The 14030-nt window shown below is 62.9% G+C and carries 13 protein-coding genes; 7 read left to right on the top strand and 6 right to left on the bottom strand.

Annotation, left to right across the window (positions count from 1 at the left end; genetic code table 11):
- From EOB36_RS29735 to EOB36_RS29725, 3 genes are all read right to left on the bottom strand, one after another.
- The coding region (locus EOB36_RS29735; RefSeq protein WP_164897653.1) for a hypothetical protein at positions 1-1107 on the bottom strand (1107 nt) is incomplete at its 3' end.
- A gap of 125 nt (positions 1108-1232) precedes the next feature.
- On the bottom strand, positions 1233-2237 hold the full coding sequence (locus tag EOB36_RS29730) for a cytochrome d ubiquinol oxidase subunit II (RefSeq protein WP_126104183.1): 1005 nt from the start codon (positions 2235-2237) through the stop codon (positions 1233-1235).
- Positions 2237-3607 carry a cytochrome ubiquinol oxidase subunit I gene (locus tag EOB36_RS29725; RefSeq protein WP_095484690.1) on the bottom strand — a complete coding sequence of 457 codons (1371 nt, stop codon included), beginning with the start codon at positions 3605-3607 and terminating at the stop codon, positions 2237-2239. The genes EOB36_RS29730 and EOB36_RS29725 overlap by 1 nt, the downstream gene beginning before the upstream one ends.
- Before the next feature lie 456 nt (positions 3608-4063).
- On the opposite strand from EOB36_RS29725, the gene EOB36_RS29720 reads away from it, so the two are divergent.
- Both EOB36_RS29720 and EOB36_RS29715 read left to right on the top strand, forming a co-directional pair.
- A complete protein-coding gene (locus tag EOB36_RS29720) occupies positions 4064-4990 on the top strand; it encodes an ABC transporter ATP-binding protein (protein ID WP_095484691.1) in 927 nt (308 codons plus the stop codon).
- On the top strand, positions 4987-5748 hold the full coding sequence (locus EOB36_RS29715) for an ABC transporter permease (protein WP_095484692.1): 762 nt from the start codon (positions 4987-4989) through the stop codon (positions 5746-5748). The genes EOB36_RS29720 and EOB36_RS29715 overlap by 4 nt, the downstream gene beginning before the upstream one ends.
- Positions 5749-5776: 28 nt before the next feature.
- Here the strand turns inward: EOB36_RS29715 and EOB36_RS29710 are convergent, their stop codons facing one another.
- Positions 5777-6814: a phosphatidylglycerol lysyltransferase domain-containing protein gene (locus tag EOB36_RS29710; RefSeq protein WP_128286282.1), complete on the bottom strand. Its 1038-nt coding sequence runs from the start codon at positions 6812-6814 to the stop codon at positions 5777-5779.
- Between the two features lie 384 nt (positions 6815-7198).
- Positions 7199-9220: a PhoX family phosphatase gene (locus EOB36_RS29705; RefSeq protein ID WP_127205161.1), complete on the bottom strand. Its 2022-nt coding sequence runs from the start codon at positions 9218-9220 to the stop codon at positions 7199-7201.
- A 207-nt stretch (positions 9221-9427) separates the two neighbouring features.
- Here EOB36_RS29705 and EOB36_RS29700 point away from each other — a divergent pair, with 207 nt between their 5' ends.
- The 4 genes from EOB36_RS29700 (at position 9428) to EOB36_RS29685 (ending at position 12810) form a co-directional block, all read left to right on the top strand.
- Positions 9428-9766: a hypothetical protein gene (locus EOB36_RS29700; RefSeq protein ID WP_095485095.1), complete on the top strand. Its 339-nt coding sequence runs from the start codon at positions 9428-9430 to the stop codon at positions 9764-9766.
- A 12-nt stretch (positions 9767-9778) separates the two neighbouring features.
- Positions 9779-10480 carry a phosphatase PAP2 family protein gene (locus tag EOB36_RS29695; protein ID WP_128286281.1) on the top strand — a complete coding sequence of 234 codons (702 nt, stop codon included), beginning with the start codon at positions 9779-9781 and terminating at the stop codon, positions 10478-10480.
- A 202-nt stretch (positions 10481-10682) separates the two neighbouring features.
- A complete protein-coding gene (locus EOB36_RS29690; protein WP_095484696.1) occupies positions 10683-10952 on the top strand; it encodes a helix-turn-helix transcriptional regulator in 270 nt (89 codons plus the stop codon).
- A gap of 127 nt (positions 10953-11079) precedes the next feature.
- A complete protein-coding gene (locus tag EOB36_RS29685; protein ID WP_128286280.1) occupies positions 11080-12810 on the top strand; it encodes a SulP family inorganic anion transporter in 1731 nt (576 codons plus the stop codon).
- Between the two features lie 44 nt (positions 12811-12854).
- Here EOB36_RS29685 and EOB36_RS29680 read toward each other — a convergent pair whose 3' ends face one another.
- The gene (locus EOB36_RS29680) at positions 12855-13715 is read right to left on the bottom strand and encodes an ATP/GTP-binding protein (protein ID WP_128286279.1); all 861 of its coding nucleotides are present in this window, start codon (positions 13713-13715) and stop codon (positions 12855-12857) included.
- Positions 13716-13829: 114 nt separating this feature from the next.
- On the opposite strand from EOB36_RS29680, the gene EOB36_RS29675 reads away from it, so the two are divergent.
- Positions 13830-14030, top strand: a 201-nt coding sequence (locus EOB36_RS29675; protein ID WP_164897652.1) for a helix-turn-helix transcriptional regulator, incomplete at its 3' end; no start/stop codon positions are given.

The following is a 14030-nucleotide window of genomic DNA, read 5'->3' as shown; positions in this document are numbered from 1 at the left end:
GATGACGATGTTGCCGGACGGATGCTCGAAATAGACATAGGGCGTGTTGCTTTTGGGATCGTCAGGAATTTCCTGCCAGTAGACATAGCCGATACGATCGATGACCTTCTTCAGATAGCGCTCGAGAAGGACCGCCTCGTCGGCGCGCACGGCTGGAGTGTAATCGCGCAGATCAAGCGCCGCCTGTGCCGGGTCGCCGGCCTCGGTGACGCCGCTGAGCAGCACCTTGAACGCATCGCGCGGCGAGGCAAGCTTGCTCGGACTGTCGACCATGTCGACGGCTTCGCCGCGGGCCGCCTGGAATTCGGCGAGCTTGGCCTGGAGCGGGCCGAGCGGCGGCCCGACGATGAACCACTCGCCTTGTCTGCGGCGGAAGGTGACGTCGAAGGAGACGTTGGTGCCATATTGCTGGAGCTTGGCGCTCACCTCGTCGCCCGCGATCGCGTCATGCGGCAGGCTCCAGAGGCGGAAGGTCGCATTGTCGATGACATTGAACAGAAGCTTGGTGTAGTCGGGCATGTTGAGGCCGCCACGGTCGGCGTCGGCGACATCGACCAACCCGGCCGCTCGGGCGGCGAGGCCCATGCCGCCGCCGGTTGCGCGCGGCACATTGTCGGCGCCGCTCTCGTTCATCGCCTGCAGGAACGAGCGCATGGTCGTCATCGGGCTGGTCTGGTCGACACGGATCTCCTCGACGGCGCTGACGCGCACGCCTGTCCACCATTCGGCAGTAGCGGTTTCGAAGCGCCCCATGAAGCTCTCGCCGTCGGGCGACTGAACGAAGAGGAAAGCGCCCTGGCGGTTGCCCTCGAACCAGCGTCCGACAAGCTTTTCGCCTTCGGCCTTTGCCTCGATGCGGCCATTATAGAGCGGGTAGACGCCCTTCACCTCGGCGCCGGTCTGCTCGAACGTGATCTCGGCGCCGCCGCCGCGCCATTTCGTGTCCCAAACACCGGTCCAGTTGGCACCGGTCCAGTTGGCCGTGTCCTGGGCATGCGCCGGCTGCAGGAACGGCAGCAGGCCGGCCAAGGCAAGCGCCGCGATCAGAGCGATCATGCGGATCAGGACCAAGGCCACTCGATCTGATGCGACGGGGACACCGCTCATTGCATTGTCCTTCTTCTCGCCCGCGCAGCAGGGGCCGGACTGTCGAAGAAGGGTTATTGCCCCGGAAGATGAATATTCTATTTCCGCTGGGTCATGGAACACCGCCGGATCGCGGCGCTTGCCGGTCAATCGTAGGTCAGATCCGTCGCCTTGCCGCCGAAGACGCGATAGGCATAGAACGAATAGAAGATGATGATCGGCAGCACGACGACCGTGCCGGCCAGGATGATGGCGAGGCTTTCGGGCGCCGACGCCGCCTGCCAGATGGTCAGCCTGTCGGGCACGACGAAGGGATAGAACGACCAGGCGAGCCCGGCAAAGCCGAGCGTGAAGATGGCGGCCAGCGTCAGGAACGGCATGAGCGCATGGCGATCGTCCGCTTTCGGCAGATGGAAGGTCTGCCACCACAGCCACCCGAACAGCACCGCCGACAGGATCGGCAGCGGCGACAGATAGAGCATGGCGGGCCAGACGAACCATTTGTCGAAGATACGCGGGCTGGCGAGCGGCGTGGCCAGCGAGACGGCGACCATGCCTAGCGCGGTCAGCACCAGCGCCCTGCGCAGCCAGAGCACCGCCTTCTTCTGCAGGTCGCCTTCCGTTTTGTAGATGACCCAAGCCGCGCCCATCGCCGCATAGGCAGCGGCAAGGCAGAGCGCCACCAGCGCGCCGAAGGCGATGCCCGCCAGGCCGAAATCGAGCCCGAGCACATAGACGCCCAGCATGTAGCCCTGCGCCAGCGAGGCAATGACGGAACCGAGCAAGAAGATGCGGTTCCAGCGGTGCTTCCTGCCAGCCGGCACCTTGGCGCGGAAATCGAAGGCGACGCCGCGCAGGATCAGGCCGACCAGAAGCAGGAAGACCGGGATATAGAGCGCGCCGAGGATGAGCCCGTGCGCCAGCGGGAAGGCAACCAGCAGCAGACCGACGGCCAGCACCAGCCAGGTCTCGTTGGCGTCCCAGAACGGGCCAATCGCGGCGATCATGGTGTCCTGCTCGGCATCCTCGGCCACCGCGAACAGGATGCCGATGCCGAGGTCGAAGCCGTCGAGGATGACGTAGATCAGGATGGCGAGGCCCATCAGGCCGGCGAAGATCAAAGGGAGCAGGGTCGGCCAATCGAAGGTCATCACCGTTCTCCTGGTTGGGCAACCGGCTGCGACAGCGGCGCGTCGAGAACGCCGGGCAGCGGCGAGGCGTCGCCGTCCTTCGCTGCCTTCAGCGCCAGATGCACCAGCACGCCGAGATAGGCGATCAGAAGCAGCACGTAGAGGATGAGGTATATCGCAAGCGTCAGTGCGACATGGCTGCCGGCGACCGGGCCGACGGCATCGACAGTTTTCAGCACGCCGGTGACCAGCCAGGGCTGGCGGCCGATCTCGGTGGTGTACCAGCCGGCCAGCGTCGCCAGCCAGCCGGACAACGCCATCGGAACCATCGCCAGGGCGAGCGGCTTCGGCAGGCTATGACGACGCTTGAGGAAGAAGGCCGCCGACCAGGAGACGACAAGCATCAGAATGCCGGTACCGACCATGATGCGGAAACCCCAGAACACCGGGAAGACCGGCGGATGATTGCCGGGATAGTCGTTCAGCCCCGGCACGACCCCACTGGCGCTGTGCCTGAGGATGAGGCTGGCCCCGTCGGGGATGGTCAGCTCGAATTTGTTCTCCTTGGCCGCCTCGTCGGGAAGCGCGAAAAGGACCAGCGGCACGTTGGGACCGGTGTTCCAGTTGGCCTCCATGGCGGCGATCTTCTGCGGCTGATGCTCCAGTGTGTTGAGGCCATGCTGGTCGCCGGCGAAGATCTGGATGGGGATCAGGATCGCCGCAGTGAAGACACCGGTGCGCAATGCCTTCCACATCGATTCCGAGCGGTCGCCATAGAGATAGCGCAGCGCCGACAGGCCGGCGATCAGGAACGAAACCGTCAGGCCGGAGGCAAGCAGCATGTGGACGAGCCGGTAGGGCATGGACGGATTGAAGACGATGGCCCACCAGTCGACGGCGTGGGCGACCCCGTCGCGCATCTCGAAGCCGACCGGCGTCTGCATCCACGAATTGAGCGCTATGATCCAGAAGGCGGACAGGGTGGTGCCGCCGGCCACCAGCACGGTTGCCATTGTGTGGATGCGGTTGGAGACGCGGCGGAAGCCGAACAGCATGATGCCGAGGAACGCTGCCTCGAGGAAGAAAGCGGTGAGGATCTCATAAGCGAGCAGCGGGCCGGCTATGTTGCCGACGGTCTTCATGTAACCCGGCCAGTTGGTGCCGAACTGAAAGCTCATGGTGACGCCCGAAACCACGCCCATGGCGAAGGACAGCGCGAACACCTTCACCCAGGTGAAATAGGCGCGCATCCAGGCGGAATCGCCTGTGGCGTTATAGCGAAGTTTGAAGAACAGCAGCATCCAGCCAAGCGCAATGGTGATAGCCGGAAACAGGATATGGAACGAGATATTCGCGCCGAACTGAATGCGCGAAAGGATGAGCGGGTCCATAGCGGGTTCCGGCTGCTGCTTATGTGGCAGAAGATAGGCCGGATGCGCCGAACGGTCAAAGCGGCGTGGCGTCACGCGAGGCGGAACGCCGCAGGACGGGATTATTCATCCCTGATCCTGGACTAGATGATCTGTGAGTTGGTTGGTCATCACGGTGAACATTCCGACCCGTTTGGACCGCAAGGATCCGAGCTTGTACTTGTTGAGCCGTTCATCCGTTTCGGACAGGAAAAGGCTCGCTCTTCCGTCTGCGGCGGCATTGCCGACCGGTGCGGCTCTGCCTTGTATCGCCTGGTGAACAGACCGGCGTGCGACCGCACGACTGCGGCAGGGGTGGATGCGTCTTCGCAGGCCAATGTCCAGAACTGTCAGGAGTGCCATTGACTTCCGGCTGCGCGCACCGACATTCAGCGGATTAAAATCAACAGACCTCTTTCAAGCAGCCGTTTTTCAGCCATGCCCTCCATCATTTCCATTTCCGGGGTCACCAAGACCTACGCCACCGGTTTCAAGGCGCTGAAGGAAATCAACCTCGATATCGAGCGCGGTGAGATCTTTGCGCTGCTCGGGCCGAACGGCGCCGGCAAGACAACGCTGATCTCGATCGTCTGCGGTATCGTCAACCGCTCGTCGGGCACGGTCACCGTGGACGGCCACGATATCAGCCGGGATTATCGGGCTGCGCGCAGCCTGATCGGGCTGGTGCCGCAGGAACTGACCATCGACGCGTTCGAGAGCGTATGGGCGACTGTCAGTTACAGCCGCGGCCTGTTCGGCAAGCCGGCCAACCCCGCCTTCGTCGAGAAGGTGCTGCGCGACCTGTCGTTGTGGGACAAGAAGGACGCCAAGGCGATCACCCTGTCCGGCGGCATGAAGCGGCGGCTGATGATCGCCAAGGCGCTGTCGCACGAACCGAGGGTGCTGTTCCTCGACGAGCCGACAGCCGGCGTCGACGTCGAGCTGCGCCAGGACATGTGGGCGATGGTGCGCCGGCTGCGCGAGGATGGCGTAACCATCATCCTGACCACGCACTATATCGAGGAGGCCGAGGCGATGGCCGACCGCGTCGGCGTCATCAATCGCGGCGAGATCGTGCTGGTCGAGGACAAGGCCGAACTGATGCGCACGCTTGGCCGCAAACGACTGTTGCTGGAGCTGCGCAGCCCGCTCGCCGCCATACCCGAGACGTTTTCGCGTTATGCGCTGGAGCTTTCGCCGAACGGTGACCAACTGACTTATACCTATGACAACCAGAGCGAACGGCCGGGCGTCGCCTCGCTGCTCCGCGACCTTGAGACGGCCGGCATCCAGTTCCGCGATATCGACACGCAAAACAGCTCGCTCGAGGAGATCTTCGTCAATCTGGTGAGGAAGGACGCATGAACCTGCGAGCAGTCTGGGCGATCTACAAGATGGAGATGGCGCGCGCCTTTCGGACCGTGCTGCAGAGCATCGTCTCACCGGTCATCTCGACATCGCTCTATTTCGTCGTCTTCGGCTCGGCCATTGGCTCGCGCATCACCGAGATCGACGGCATCAGCTACGGCGCCTTCATCGTGCCGGGACTGATCATGCTGTCGCTGCTGACGCAGTCGATCTCCAACGCCTCCTTCGCCATCTATTTCCCGAAATTCGTCGGCTCGATCTACGAGTTGCTGTCGGCGCCGGTGTCCTATCTGGAGATCATCGTTGCCTATGTCGGGGGTGCGGCGACCAAGTCGATCATACTCGGCCTGATCATCCTGGCGACCGCGTCACTGTTCGTGCCGCTGACCATCGAGCATCCGTTCTGGATGCTCGCCTTCCTGGTGCTGACGGCGGTGACGTTCAGCCTGTTCGGTTTCATCATCGGCATCTGGGCGAGGAGCTTCGAGCAGCTGCAGCTGGTGCCGCTGCTGATCATCACGCCGCTGACCTTCCTTGGCGGCAGCTTCTATTCAATCGACATGCTGCCCGGCATCTGGCGCACGGTGACGCTGTTCAATCCTGTCCTCTATCTGGTCAGCGGCTTTCGCTGGAGTTTCTACGGCAAGTCCGACGTCTCGATCGGCATCAGCCTCGGCATGACCGTCGTTTTCCTGCTTATCTGCATTGCGATCGTCGCTTGGATTTTCAGGACCGGCTACCGGCTGCGGAACTGACCCCGCCAAATCGGTCAAATGGCCGCTTTCAAATGGACTTGACCAAGCGGAGCAGCCCCAGCATCCCGACGAAGGTCCCCTTGCGGAAGGCGACGTAGGTCGGCTCCTCGATGCCGTGGAAGCGGCGTTTGAAAGCAGCCTGCCCCTGCAGGTTGAACTTGCGGCGATTGATCCATGGCGAACCATAGGCGCGCTGGAAAGAGGTGCGCCAGAAGTCGCTTTCGGCAAATCCGCTGGGTCCGATGTCGACAAGCGGCGACAGGCCGAGCGTGACGACGGAGATGCCTTGCTCGCGGAAGCGGTCGACCGCGAATTTGGTCAGGCCGATCTCGGCATGCGGCGTGGCATCGACGTGCTTGCGCTTGAACGAGGTGGTGTAGCCGATCACCTCGCCGCCGCTGAACAGGGGATCGAAGTCGAGCAAGGCCACGAGCTCGCCATTGGGGCCATGCAGGACGAAGCGGCGCATGTCGACGCCGAGATGATCGTTGAAGGGACGGTTGAGGAAGGCCATCTCCCATCGCTTGACGATGCGGTCCGCTCGCCAATTCTGCGATAGCCGCTGGATCTCGTCGAGAAAGATGGTCCGCTTGTCCTCGGCAAAGGAAAACCCCTTCTTCAACAGCCAGCGCTCGGAATAGCGCACGGTTTCATTGCGCTTTCCGGAAAAATCATGGGCGGGCAGGACCAGCCGCGTATCCACGCCGAGACGATTGACCTGGAATCCGAGCCCGGCGAGCACGCGCGCCGTCTGTTCGCCGATCTGCACGAACCACGGGTTACCGGCGGCCTCGACGAAACGCCTGATGTAGTCGGGCCGATCGGGCGGGTGAGCCACCGGGTCGCCAAGCGCGAAATGGTGCTTCATCTTGGTGCCGAAGGCGATGTAGCCGTCAGCGTCGCCGAAATAAGAAAGGTTGCGCTGGACGGCGGTCGAATAGGCGAGCGAAAAATCGCCATGCCGGCGCACCAGCGCCAGGCGCTCGACATGCGTCAGCTCCCGCCGCTCTACCTTCGGCGCTGCGCCTTCGAGCAGGCGGTCGAAATGAATGCGCAAGGAGGGCATGGTCGAGGTTCCGCGTGCCGCGCTTCGCTATTGGGAATACCCGCCAGCCCGCGGGCTTCGAATCAGTCGCATTGGGCGGTCTGATTGTCGATCATATCGCGCATGTCCCCTTTGGAGCGCAACCGGCGTGGTGAGCACCGATGAATTGGTGGCAGCGAGAACGGAACGGAAGCCCATCAATCGGGCATAAACTGGCAATTGGGCATAAAAAGGAGAGGCTTCGGTCGCGCCGAAACCCCTCCTTCACGATTTGTCAGCGTGGACCTTGGAGCGAGATGAGCTCTAGAGCGCCTCATCGTTTCACGGAAACGCCGAACCGCTCTATCTCTTTGTTTTTGCGCAATTCCGGACGGAAAACCGTTTCACACTTTTCCTGGAATTGCTCTAGACCGCAATCTTGCCGCCGCCCTGTTTGGTGATGGCGACGACCGACGGCCGCACCGGCATGTCGGGCTTGAAGTCGGGCCAGCGGGTCGACAAGTCCTCATAGTAAGAGGGACGGCCAAAAGGCTCCCAGTCTTCGCCGCCATCGGCCGGATGCTGGACGGCGACGAAAGCGGTCTGGTCGTCCGGCGTGAATAGCGGGCCGCACATTTCGGCGCCGATCGGCACGCGGAAGAACAGCTTTGATGTCGCCCGCGCCTCGCCTTCGGTGTCGACCGCCCACAGGCCGTCGGTGCGGCCGGTCGCCTTCGGGCCCTGGCCGTCAGTCGAAACCCAGAGCCGGCCGGCCGCATCGATCGCGCAATTGTCCGGCATGCCGAACCAGCCATTGGCGGTCGTTGCGGTCGAGAAGGTGGCGCCGACTTCGGCCACGGCGGGGTCGCCGCATTTCAACAGCACTTCCCACTTGCCCTTGGCAGCAGTGAAATCGCCGCCGTCCTCGACGATCTCGATGATGTGGCCGAAGGCGTTTTCGGCGCGCGGGTTGGCGGCGTCGACCTGGTCGGCCTTGCGTTTCGAATTGTTGGTCAGCATGACATAGACCTTGCCATTGGCGGCATTGGGTTGGATATCCTCGGGGCGGTCCATCTTGGTGGCGCCGAGCAGGTCGGCGGCACGGCGGGTCTCGATCAGCACGTCGGCCTGGCTGGCAAAGCCGTTCTCGGCGGTTAGCGGACCCTGGCCAAAGACGACTGGCAGCCATTCGACCGACCCGTCCTCGGCGAATTTGGCGACATGGAGCGTGCCGTCGTCGAGAAGATCCAGGTTGGCGGCACGGTCCTCGGCGTTGAATTTGCCTGTGGTGACGAATTTATAGACATAGTCGAAACGCTCGTCGTCGCCGAGATAGAAGACGACACGGCCATCCTTGGCGACGATCGATTCAGCACCTTCATGCTTGAAGCGGCCCATGGCGGTGCGCTTCTTCGGCGTCGAAGTCGGATCGTTGACGTCGACCTCGACGATCCAGCCGAAGCGGTTGGCCTCGTTCGGCTCCTTGCCGAGGTCGAAACGGTCGTAATGCGCCGCCCACTCATAGGCGCCCTCGGGAATGCCCAGGCGCTTGTAGTTGGCCGCTTCCGCGTGACCGGCCGGCAGTTCGCCCGAGAAATAGCCGTGGATATTTTCCTCGGCCATGACATAGGTGCCCCAGGGCGTGACGCCGCCGGCGCAATTGTTGACGGTGCCAATGACCTTGGTGCCGGTCGGGTCGGCATTGGTCTTGACGCGGTCGTGGCCCGCGACGGGGCCGGACAGCGCGATCTCGGTGTTGGAGGTGATGCGGCGATTGAGCTTGCCGTCGCGCACCACCTGCCATTTGCCTGATACCTTGCGGATCTCGACGATGGTGCCGCCATGCGCGGCCATCTCGACATCGACCTGTTCCTTGCTCAGCGGCGCCTGCTTGGCCTCACCATCGACGATGGTGACGAGGCCCGGGAACATCAGATGCGGGTTGGTGTATTCGTGGTTGACCACCAGCAGGCCATGCTCGGCCGAGCCGTCGAGCGGGATGTAGCCGACATAGTCGTTGTTGTAGCCAAACTGTCTTTCCTGAGCCTGCGCCGACTGTTTAGTCGGATCGAATTCCGGCGAATCGGCAAACAGCGGATCGCCCCAGCGCAGCAGCACGTCGGCGTCATAGCCCGGAGCGACATGATGCTTGTCGTCGACACCTGCCTCGACCTCGTCGAACGTGAAGGCCGAGCCGCCGGCGGCGCGGGCATCGTCGGCGAGGATCAGCGCGAGCGGGCTGACGGTGACGGCGATGGCGGTTGCCGCGAGCGATCCCTGTAGAAAACCGCGGCGCGAGAAACGCGCGGCGATGATCTCGCCCATCGTCTTGTTGTCAGTGGGATTGGTTCCTGGCCCATCGTTTTCCTCGAGCAGACTGGTGCGGAACTGGGCGTCGGGGGAGCGATGTTCGGTCGAGCGATGTTCAGTCGAGCGATGTTCAGTCATGGGGGGCTTGCCTCTGGCTTCTTTGGGATGGCTGGAGCGTCTTGCTTGACTGACCGCGTATCGCCGGGAGATCACAGTTTGATGACGTTGCCGGCCAATTTCCAGCCCCGATTTCATGTCCATGATCAGCCCCGCTTGACCGCGACCGATGCTTCGGAAACAAGATCTGCTGCAGGCGCGGAAGCACCGCTTCGAGAGGGACAAAAAGTGAGTTTTTGGGGACTGGGGCAGCTCGGCATTTCTACAGTGATCTTCCTGCTGGCGGCGACGGCGGCGAAGCAATGGGGACTGGCGCCGAGCCTCGGCAAGATCGTTCTGACCTTGGCGCTCTATTCGCTGGGCAATCTGATCATGCTGAGGCTGATCCGTGAATTCGGCATGTCGGTGTCTTTCAGCCTGTCGGCGGTGATCCAGCTGGTGTCGGTGAACGTCGTGGCCCTGGTCTTCTTCGGCGAGCGCGTCAATGCGTTGCAGGCGACTGGCATCGTGCTCGCCGTCGCAGCTGTGGCGCTGATAACGCTCGGACCCTATCTGCAAAAATTGTAATTGCGAGGGTCGATGAAGAATACCGCAAACAAGTTGCTCAACTGGATCGAATTCCCGGTGCTGCTGGCCGGACTGGTCATCGCCGGCGGATTGTGGGGGTTCGAGGAGCTGATGGAGGTGGCGCGAGACACCACGCCGCACGCCTTCGATACGGAAATCCTGCTCGCTTTCCGTGAAGCGGGCCAGCCTGACAATCCGATCGGACCGCCATGGCTGGAAGGAGCGATGCGCGACCTCACCAGCCTCGGCAGCGCCAGCGTGCTCGTGCTGACCACTGCTGCGGTGATCGTTTATCTGCTGCTGATCCACAGACCGGGACCAGCGTTTCTCGTTTTCGTGGCAGTGGCGGGCGGGCAGGCCCTGTCGAGCACGCTGAAGCTCGGAATCGACCGGCCGCGCCCCGATCTGGTCTCGCATCTCGCCGACGTGGCGACGCTTTCGTTTCCGAGCGGCCATGCGATGCTGTCGGCGGTGACATATTTGACGCTGGGCAGCATGGCGTCGCGCTTCCTGCCTGGGCGAACGACCAAGATCTATGTGTTGGCACTTGCGGTGCTGACGACCCTGCTGGTCGGCATCAGCCGCGTCTATCTCGGTGTTCATTGGCCGTCCGACGTGCTGGCCGGCTGGTGTGCCGGCTTCGCCTGGGCGATGCTGTGCTGGCTGGCCGCACGGACGCTACAGCGATGGCGCGGGCACACCGACGGCGGCTGAACCGGCCGTCAGAACGACGCTGCGGCTAATTCTCCTCGAATTTGCGGCGCCCGAGGGCCTACTGTCCTAGCTGGCACGCAAGCTCTGCAGGACACAACCGATCTTGGTGCGTGCATGTCTGACATATGCATCATGATGCTTGAACCATCAAAATGATAGTATTATGCATGGGAATGCAGACTCAGACGGGGGTTTTTAGCCGATGATCACTGCCGCGCAGATGCGCGCCGCAAGGGCGCTGGCCGGCATCGATCAGAAGACGCTCGCCGAGCGCGCCGGGGTTTCACTTCCAACCATTCAGCGCATGGAAGCGAGCGACGGCGTGGTCAGGGGCGTGGTCGATACGCTGATGAAGGTCATCCAGGCCCTCGATGGGGCCGGCGTGGAACTGATCGGCGAGAACCAGGCCAGCGAGCGCGGTGGCAGGGGCGTGCGCCTCAAGCCGGTCGTGCCGCGGAACCCGCCGGGCTGAGCCGACAAAGTCGCGACGGCGACCGCCGACAGTCCTGCCGACGATCCCGCCGCCTTCTTGGTTTTATGCATGCCCCAAAACCGCTCAGCATTTTTGGGCGACATGCATCAGGAGCGGAAGGTAGTCCATGGATCGAACCCGGCGGGCAATTCATCAACCGGCCCAAAGTCCGGCAAAGCCGGCATTTTCCGAACTGTTCACACCGAAGCTGGTGACGGTGCTGCGCGAGGGCTATACGCTTGGGCATTTCAAGGCCGATGCGATCGCCGGATTGACCGTGGCCATCGTGGCGCTGCCGCTGTCGATGGCGATCGCGATTGCTTCCGGCGTGACGCCGGAGCGCGGCCTGTTCACCGCCATCGTCGGCGGTTTCATCGTCTCGGCGCTCGGCGGCAGTCGCTTCCAGATAGGCGGTCCAGCCGGCGCCTTCATCGTGCTGGTGGCGGCGACGGTCCAGCGCGAAGGCATCGATGGGCTGCTTCTGGCGACGATGATGTCCGGCGTTTTCCTGCTCGCCATCGGCTATCTCAGACTCGGCACCTATATCAAATTCATCCCCTACCCGGTGACCGTCGGCTTCACCGCGGGCATCGCCATCATCATCTTTTCCGGACAGATCGTCGAACTGTTCGGGCTGAAGCTCGCCGGCAACGAGCCCGGGCCACTGCTGCCGAAGCTCGTGGCGATCGGTGAGGCCGCCGGCACGCTCAACATATCGGCGACGCTGGTGGCGGTGCTGACCATCGCCACCATTGTCGGGCTGAAGCGGTGGCGCCCCGGCTGGCCGGGCATGCTGATCGCCGTCGGGCTCGCCTCGCTGGTCGTGGCGCTGCTGGCGCTGCCGGCGGAAACGATCGGCACGCGCTATGGCGGCATTCCGCGCAGCCTGCCTTTTCCGGCGCTGCCGGCGCTCAGCCTCGACAAGGCGATCGCGGTGCTGCCGGACGCCGTTGCCTTCGCGCTGCTCGGCGCCATCGAATCGCTGCTGTCGGCCGTGGTCGCCGACGGCATGACGGGACGTCGGCACCGCTCCAATTGCGAACTGGTGGCGCAAGGGTTCGCCAACATCGCCTCCGCCCTGTTCGGCGGCATCTGCGCCACAGGCACCATTGCCCGCACCGCGACCAACGTGCGGTCCGGCGCGCATGGGCCGGTTTCGGGCATGTTGCAATCGCTGTTCCTGCTTGTCTTCATGCTGGTGGCGGCGCCGCTGGCCAGCTACATCCCACTCGCAGCTCTTGCCGGCGTGCTGGCGGTGGTGTGCTGGAACATGTTCGAAAAACAGGCTTTTGCCACCCTGCTGCGCGCCTCACGCGGCGACGCACTGGTGCTGATGGCGACCTTCCTGATCGTCGTGTTCCGCGATCTTACCGAAGGCATCATCGTCGGCTTCGCGCTGGGCTCGATCCTGTTCATCGACCGTATGGCCAAGAGCATCGCCGTGGAGACCGACCTGCCGCTGGTGCAGGACGATGTCGCTGACGGCAGCAACGGTGGCGGCGCCTATGATTCCAGCGAGGCGAGCGACGCCGATACCGTCGTCTACCGGATCTCTGGCGCATTCTTCTTCGGCGCCGCTTCGACCGTCGGCACGGTGCTGGACCGCATCGCCGACCAGCGCAAGAACTTCATCCTCGATTGCTCGGCGGTGCCGTTCTTCGATTCGACGGCCGCCAACGTCATTGAGGGTGCCGCCCACAAGGCGAGGCGCGCCGGCGTCCGTTTCATAATAGCAGGCGCTTCGCAGCAGACACGGCGCATGCTGATCAAGCACGGTGTCAAGCGGCCGCTGGTGACATTCGCCGCCTCGATCAGGGACGCGCGGGCGCAACTGGCAAGGAAGACGGAGGCGGAGTAACCGCCGACCGGAATAGCCGGTCGGCGGTCAATCGCTGGGGAAGCTCAGTCGAGGGAGAGCGCCGCGACTTCGCCCTCGTTCATCTGCGGCACATAGATGGTCGACTTGCCGTCGGTGCCGATGTCGGCGCTGCCCGGCTTGAAAGTCGCGACTGCCTCAGGCTTGCCGCCGGCCTTGTAACGGTAGAGCCTGCCGGCCATGTAGGCGGTGGCGTAGACGCTGTCGCCGACGACAATGACACCGTCGAGGTTGGCAAATTTTTGCGCGCCGGGCAGGTGTGAAACTGTCCTGGTGGCGAGATCGACCGAAAGCAGGCCGCCCGGTTCCGCGGTGCTGAAATCCGGCTTGATGCCCTTGCCCCAGGACGCGACGATCAGCCGGCCACCATCGGCGAAGATACCATTTGGCGACGCAAGTGCCGCATCCCTGACGAACAGTTCCTGCCCGCCGTCGTCGAGGCGGTAGATCGCGTCGGCCAGCATGTCGGTGACGTAGATTTTGCCGGAAGCGTCGGTGGTCATGTCGTTGAGAAAGACGGTATTCGGCACATCGATGGTCGACACGAGCTTGCCGTTTTCGAGATTGACGACGCGGATTTTCGTGATGTCAGCGACATATAGCTTGCCGGCGGATATGGCCATGCCCTTCGGCGCGTCCATGCCGTCGGTCCAATGCTGAGCAACCATCTTGCCGTCCAGGGACAGGATTGACAGATAGCCGTTGCCGTCAGCTTCGCCGGGATTGCCGACGATATTGGAGACGATGATGCGCTTGCCGGCAGCGTCGAAGAACGCCGTTTCCGGCTGTTCGAGGCCAGTGGCGCGCCAGATTTCACCGGCCCGAGCGGCAGGCACGATGGCGATGCCGATGATGGCGAGAAGTGTCGAGGTGATCAGGGTTTTCATGGCTGGTTCTCCTGTAGTGATGGCGGAGAACTAGGGTTCTTGATACTTTTCGGGAAGAACGATTGCAGCTAGTATCGAAGATCGATACGAAACCACCCAAAAGAGGTGCATCCCATGAACAGCCTGATCTTCGAGGCGCTGAAGCGGACGCTCAAGGCGAAGGGCGTCACCTATCGCGTGCTTGCCGAGCGCATGGGCGTTTCCGAGCCGACGGTGAAGCGAATTTTCCACGAGCGCAACTGCAAGCTCGACCGGTTGGTGGAGATTTGCGCCGCTGCCGGCGTGGAACTGGAAAACGTGCTCGGCTCTATGAAC

The sequence above is a fragment of the Mesorhizobium sp. M6A.T.Cr.TU.017.01.1.1 genome, assembly GCF_004023115.1.
GTDB classification, from domain to species: domain Bacteria; phylum Pseudomonadota; class Alphaproteobacteria; order Rhizobiales; family Rhizobiaceae; genus Mesorhizobium; species Mesorhizobium mediterraneum.
The sequence above is the reverse complement of the archived record's forward strand: the minus strand, read 5'-3'. Positions and strand labels throughout refer to the sequence as shown.

Coding starts and splice junctions, on each gene's coding strand:
- EOB36_RS29725 (WP_095484690.1), bottom strand. CDS start 3,607: ATGGACCCGCTCATCCTTTCGCGCATTCAGTTCGGCGCGAATATCTCG.
- EOB36_RS29685 (WP_128286280.1), top strand. CDS start 11,080: ATGGATCGAACCCGGCGGGCAATTCATCAACCGGCCCAAAGTCCGGCA.
- EOB36_RS29720 (WP_095484691.1), top strand. CDS start 4,064: ATGCCCTCCATCATTTCCATTTCCGGGGTCACCAAGACCTACGCCACC.
- EOB36_RS29680 (WP_128286279.1), bottom strand. CDS start 13,715: ATGAAAACCCTGATCACCTCGACACTTCTCGCCATCATCGGCATCGCC.
- EOB36_RS29710 (WP_128286282.1), bottom strand. CDS start 6,814: ATGCCCTCCTTGCGCATTCATTTCGACCGCCTGCTCGAAGGCGCAGCG.
- EOB36_RS29730 (WP_126104183.1), bottom strand. CDS start 2,237: ATGACCTTCGATTGGCCGACCCTGCTCCCTTTGATCTTCGCCGGCCTG.
- EOB36_RS29715 (WP_095484692.1), top strand. CDS start 4,987: ATGAACCTGCGAGCAGTCTGGGCGATCTACAAGATGGAGATGGCGCGC.
- EOB36_RS29705 (WP_127205161.1), bottom strand. CDS start 9,220: ATGACTGAACATCGCTCGACTGAACATCGCTCGACCGAACATCGCTCC.
- EOB36_RS29690 (WP_095484696.1), top strand. CDS start 10,683: ATGATCACTGCCGCGCAGATGCGCGCCGCAAGGGCGCTGGCCGGCATC.
- EOB36_RS29695 (WP_128286281.1), top strand. CDS start 9,779: ATGAAGAATACCGCAAACAAGTTGCTCAACTGGATCGAATTCCCGGTG.